Genomic DNA, 5,140 nt, shown 5'->3' with positions numbered 1-5,140 from the left:
GTCAGTTAATGCATGTATCAACTGACAGACCGCATTCGCGAGCAAGCCCGCTCCCACAGGGGTTCTGTGATAATCCCGTTAGAGAAGGTGTGCCTGTTCATGAGCAAGACCGTCGCCATCCTGATCTTCCCCGGCGTCCAGTCGCTGGATGTCACCGGGCCCATGGATGTGTTCTGCGAGGCCAATCGCTTCCTGCCCAGCCAGGACCATTACCAGCTGGAAGTCATCGGCCTCGCCCACGGCAACATGGCCGCCTCCAACGGCCTGTCACTGCAGGCCCACCGGCATTACAGCGAAGCTCTGCAACCCTACGACCTGCTGCTGGTCGCCGGTGGCCCGCAATTGCCCTTTGAGGATTTCGGCCCGGCGTTCGATGCCTGGCTACGCGGCGCCACCGAACGGGCGCGGCGCTTCGGTTCCATCTGCAACGGCGCCTTTATGCTCGCCCGCGCCGGCTTGCTGGACGGCAAAACCGTCACCACCCACTGGAACGATGCCGCCGACCTGGCGCGCCTGTGCCCCACGGCCCAGGTCGAGGCTGACCGTCTGTACGTGCAGGACGGCAACCTCTACACCTCGGCGGGGGTCACGGCGGGGATCGATTTGTCCCTGTATTTGCTGGCCCAGGACCATGGCCCGGAAGTCGCGCTGAGCGTGGCCAAGCGCCTGGTGGTGTTTACCCAGCGCTCGGGCGGGCAGTCGCAGTTCAGCCCGTTTCTGACGCCCCACGCCGAAACCACCTCGGCGGTGGCGTTGGTGCAGTTGTATGTGTTGGCGAACCTGACCGGGGATTTGACCATCGCCGACCTGGCCAAGGCGGCCAATATGAGCGCGCGCAATTTCTCCCGGGTGTTTGCCCGTGAGGCGCGCATCACCCCGGCGGAATTTGTCGAACGGGCGCGGGTGGATGCGGCGCGGGTGATGCTGGAAAGCAGCCAGGCACCGCTCAAGACCGTGGCCTATCAGTGCGGTTTTCGTGATGCCCAGCATATGCGCAGTGTGTTCAACCGCAGGCTCGGCGTGACGCCACAACAGTTCCGGCTCAATTTCGCCGCACCGATATAGCGGCGCCCCCAATCAACTGTGGGAGCGGGCTGGCAGCAGTTTCAAGATGCCACGGGTATTGGCGGTGATTTCTTCATCGGTGAAATGCGCCTGCTCATAACCCCCCTCGATATACGTCTCCGCCTGATCCCCATAATGCCGGTCAAACGGCACGCCGCTTTGCCCCACCGGGTTGATGGTCAGGGCGTGGGCCACGTCGGCAAAGTCGATCAGGCGACGGGTCGAAGGCCCGTAGGTCACCGGCCAGGGCGCCGGGCCGATGTTGGCTGATTGGTTGTTCGGCACCTCGTGGCTGCCCGGTGCCGGGAACGGGCCGACGTTGAACACCAGGTCCAATGGCTTCTGCATGCCCAATGGATGGCCGTGGGTCAGGGTGTGGGCCTTGCCCCATTGCCACTGGCTCGGGTCATCGCCGAAGGTGCTCTTGAGGTGGGCGAGGCTGTTGTCCCAGGCTTGTTTGACGGCTTCGGCGCGCTGGCCGCTCCACCAGGGTGAGTCCGGCGCGGCCGCCAGGCGCGGCAGCGCGGCGTCGATCACGCGGGTGCCGAGCAGGGTCTTGAACATGCCGTCGCCGAGCTTGGGGTGGAACGCCGCGTCGGCGAGGTTGAACAGGAACTGGTTGAACAGCGTGGCGCTGGTGGAATCCAGCGGGTAATCGCCTTTCCAGGCGGCCAGTTGTTCGACCAGCTGCAATTGCGCCGGGTCCTTGACCACCTCGCGCAGCACCGGCAACAGCGGCGCCAGCAGGCGTGGGCCAAAGGCCGTGGTAGTACCCAGTTGCAGGGCCTGGCTGTTGGTGACATCCCACTTCACGCTGTTGTCGCTCAACTGCGCGTTCAACTGCTGACCACGGTCGGCCAGGTTGTAATAGCCGGGGATCTCCAGGCCGATGGGCGACACCGGCTGGGCATTCGCCGACACCACATAACCGCGCGCCGGGTTCTCTTCCTGCGGGTTGGCGCTGAACGGGTAGAAACCCAGCTTGTCGGCCTGGGCCGTGCTGCCGTCGAGGATAAACCCGGCGTTGACCCCGGCCGGGCGGATCGGCAACTGCGCCGCCGCCCACCAGCCGATGTCGCCCTTGGCGTTGGCCCACACGATGTTCAACCCCGGCGCCGAGACCTTGGCCGCCGCCGCGCGCGCCTTGGCCAGGGTGTCGGCGCGGTTGAGCTGGTAGAAGCCTTCGAGGATCGGGTTCTGCGTATCGAGAAACGCCCACCACATCGCGATCGGCGTCTTGCCGGCGTTGTCACCGAGCACGTCATTGATGATCGGGCCGTGGGGCGATTGGCGCAGGGTGAGGCTGACCGGGACCTGGCCCTTGACCTTGATCTGTTGCTCGGTGCGGGTCATGTCGACCCAGGCGTCGTGATACCAGACCTGGTTGGGATTGTCCGGGTTGACCTTCTCGGCGATCAGGTCGAGGTCGTCGTTCTGGAACATGGTCAGGCTCCAGCCGAAGTCCAGGTTGTGCCCCAGGAACGCCACTGGTACCAGCGCGTTGTGATAGCCATACAACTCAAAACCCGGCGCCGACAGCTGCGCCTCGTACCACACCGACGGCACCGAGAAGCGGATATGCGGGTCGCCCGCCAGCAACGGCTTGCCGCTCTTGGTGCGGTTGCCGCTGATGGCCCAGGCGTTGCTGCCTTCGAACTGCGGCAGGCCGTTGTCGGCCAGCGCCTGCTCGCTCAGGGACGCGAGGGCGCCAAGGCTCTGCCAATCGCTGGCGGCGAGGTTGAGGGCGCCCTTGGGTTGCCAGTCGAGGTCGAAGACGCCCAGGTAGTCGCTGCCCAATTGGTCGCGTATGTAAGTCAGCAAGGGTTCGGTACGAAAGGCGGCGGCAAAGCTGTAGGCCATGTACCCGGCGACGCTGATGGTGTCTTCGGCGGTAAACGGCCGCTTGGGGATGCCCAGCACGTCGAACTCCACCGGGCTGGCGTGGCTGTCCTGATATTGATTGATCCCGTCCAGATAGGCTTGCAGGGCCTTCCAGTGCGCCGACTCAGGGTCCAGCTGTGCGACGTACGTGGCGGCGCGGTCACGAATGCGCAGGCTGCGGAACAGCTTGTCGGTCTCCAGCACCTTGGGCCCGAGCACTTCGGCCAGCTCGCCACGGGCCAGGCGCCGCATGATCTCCATCTGGAACAGGCGGTCCTGGGCATGCACGAAGCCCAGGGCGCGATACAGGTCGGCCTCGTTTTCGGCGCGGATATGCGGCACGCCACGGTCGTCATAGCGCACCGTGACCGAACCTTGCAGGTTGGCCAGCGTCACCGTGCCCTGGCGGGTCGGCTGCTTGCTGTAGAGGTACACGCCGGCGCCAACGGCGACCAACACCAGCAGAACCGCGAGAACCTGCAAGACGCGCTTCATGAACTTTCCTTAGCCAGAATGGGTAACGGACTACTGCTCTTTAGGCCACGAACAATAGCAGCCCACCGCCAGGGTGTGCGTGGCATTCACCTCGCGGCCGTCTTCCAGCGCTTGCAGGATCGGCTCGATAAAACTGTTGCTGGAATTGCACGTCAGCCCCTCGCTGTAAGGCCCGAAATACGCGAGCTTGCCCGTGCGATCCCAGATCCCCACGGCGGGGCTGGCCGGCACTTGATCGGCGCCGGGCAGGACGGTGAGGATTTTCATCTGGCGCAGGTTGTCGGGCAGTTGGCCGTGGCTGCCGGGTTTTTGCAGGGCATAGAACTCGACGCCCTGGGGCGCGTAGTGCTCGATCAACTCGCCGAGGTGTTGCTGGTTGCCGACGTTGCACGGGCAGGCCGGGTCCCAGAAGTGCACCAGGCGGATCGGGCCGGGGCCGGCGAGGTCGGCCGGCAGCTTCAACGGGTCACCGGAAAACACCGCCGTGTGTTCGCTGAAGGCGCGCAGGTAGCGGCCCTGGAACCAGTCATACGCCGCCCACAGCACGCCGGCGCAGAGGACCAGGAGCAGGCTGGCAAACAGGGCGGAACGGTAGGGCGGTCGCATTCAGATGTATCCTCGAAGGTCGCGTAGCTTGCCATGCTTGTCCTGACAGATGAATATCGCAGCTCGATATTCATCCGCGCCGTAGTCTGGAAGCCTTTATGCCCGTCACCTTTGACCCCGATCATCTGCGCGAAAGCTTGCGGCACTTGGCTGACGCTCAGCCGCTCTCGGTGGAGGCGCGGGTCTACCAGCGTTTCTACGGGCTCGATCAGGCTGTGAGTCGCCTGGGGCGTTTCGAGGTGGCGGGGTTTCAGGTGGTTGCACAAGTGTGGTGGCCGGCTGCGCCGGTGGCGACGATGTTCATGTACCACGGCTTTTACGACCACATGGGGCTGTATCGCCATGTGGTGAAGTGGGCGCTGGACCAGGGCTTTGTGGTGATCGCCTGCGATCTGCCGGGGCACGGTCTATCCAGCGGCGTGCGCGCCAGCATCGATGATTTCGCGGTGTACCAACAGGTCGTGCAGGCGCTGTTTGCCGAGGCGAAAGCGCTGCAATTGCCGCAACCCTGGCACTTGTTCGGGCAGAGCACGGGCGGCGCGGTGGTGGTGGATCACCTGCTCAACCATGGCGCCGACAGCCCGGCCCAGGGCAGGACGTTTTTGTTGTCGCCACTGGTACGGCCACGGGCGTGGGGTTGGTCGCAACTCAGCTATTACCTGCTGCGGCCGTTCGTCAAAGGCATTGCGCGGCGGTTCAGCGACAACACCCACGACCCGGCATTCCGGCCGTTCCTCGAAGCCGACCCGTTGCAGCCGCGCCAATTGCCCACCGCCTGGGTCGGCGCCCTGGCGCGCTGGATCAAACGCATCGAAGCTGCACCGCGCAGCCCACGGCGGCCGGTGATTGTGCAAGGCGAGGAAGATATGACGGTGGACTGGCAGCACAACTTGCAGGTGCTGCGGGGTAAGTTTGATGAGCCTGAAGTGTTGATGCTGGCGCGGGGTAGGCATCATTTGGCGAATGAGATTGCGGAGATTCGCGAGGAGTACTTCAGTTTTCTCACGGACCAACTGAAGTAACGCAGTTCAAATGTGGGAGCGGGCTTGCTCGCGAATACGGTGTGTCAGTCACAGATGTTTCGACTGATCCA

General features: G+C 64.2%; 4 protein-coding genes. 2 read left to right on the top strand and 2 right to left on the bottom strand.

The features are described 5' to 3' along the window. Positions 1–99 precede the first annotated feature (99 nt). Entirely contained in the window at positions 100–1,065 is a 966-nt protein-coding gene (locus NUV89_RS27360; protein WP_257783768.1) for a GlxA family transcriptional regulator, read from the top strand. Positions 1,066–1,077: 12 nt separating this feature from the next. Here the strand turns inward: NUV89_RS27360 and NUV89_RS27355 are convergent, their stop codons facing one another. Together NUV89_RS27355 and NUV89_RS27350 are read right to left on the bottom strand one after the other, a co-directional pair. Continuing rightward, on the bottom strand, positions 1,078–3,441 hold the full coding sequence (locus tag NUV89_RS27355) for a penicillin acylase family protein (RefSeq protein ID WP_257783767.1): 2,364 nt from the start codon (positions 3,439–3,441) through the stop codon (positions 1,078–1,080). A 30-nt stretch (positions 3,442–3,471) separates the two neighbouring features. Next, positions 3,472–4,047 carry a DUF6436 domain-containing protein gene (locus tag NUV89_RS27350; protein ID WP_257783766.1) on the bottom strand — a complete coding sequence of 192 codons (576 nt, stop codon included), beginning with the start codon at positions 4,045–4,047 and terminating at the stop codon, positions 3,472–3,474. A 98-nt stretch (positions 4,048–4,145) separates the two neighbouring features. Here NUV89_RS27350 and NUV89_RS27345 point away from each other — a divergent pair, with 98 nt between their 5' ends. Then, positions 4,146–5,069: an alpha/beta hydrolase gene (locus tag NUV89_RS27345; protein ID WP_257783765.1), complete on the top strand. Its 924-nt coding sequence runs from the start codon at positions 4,146–4,148 to the stop codon at positions 5,067–5,069. Positions 5,070–5,140 lie beyond the last annotated feature (71 nt).

The sequence above is a fragment of the Pseudomonas sp. 18.1.10 genome, assembly GCF_024655625.1.
In the GTDB taxonomy this organism is placed as follows: domain Bacteria; phylum Pseudomonadota; class Gammaproteobacteria; order Pseudomonadales; family Pseudomonadaceae; genus Aquipseudomonas.
The sequence above is the reverse complement of the archived record's forward strand: the minus strand, read 5'-3'. Positions and strand labels throughout refer to the sequence as shown.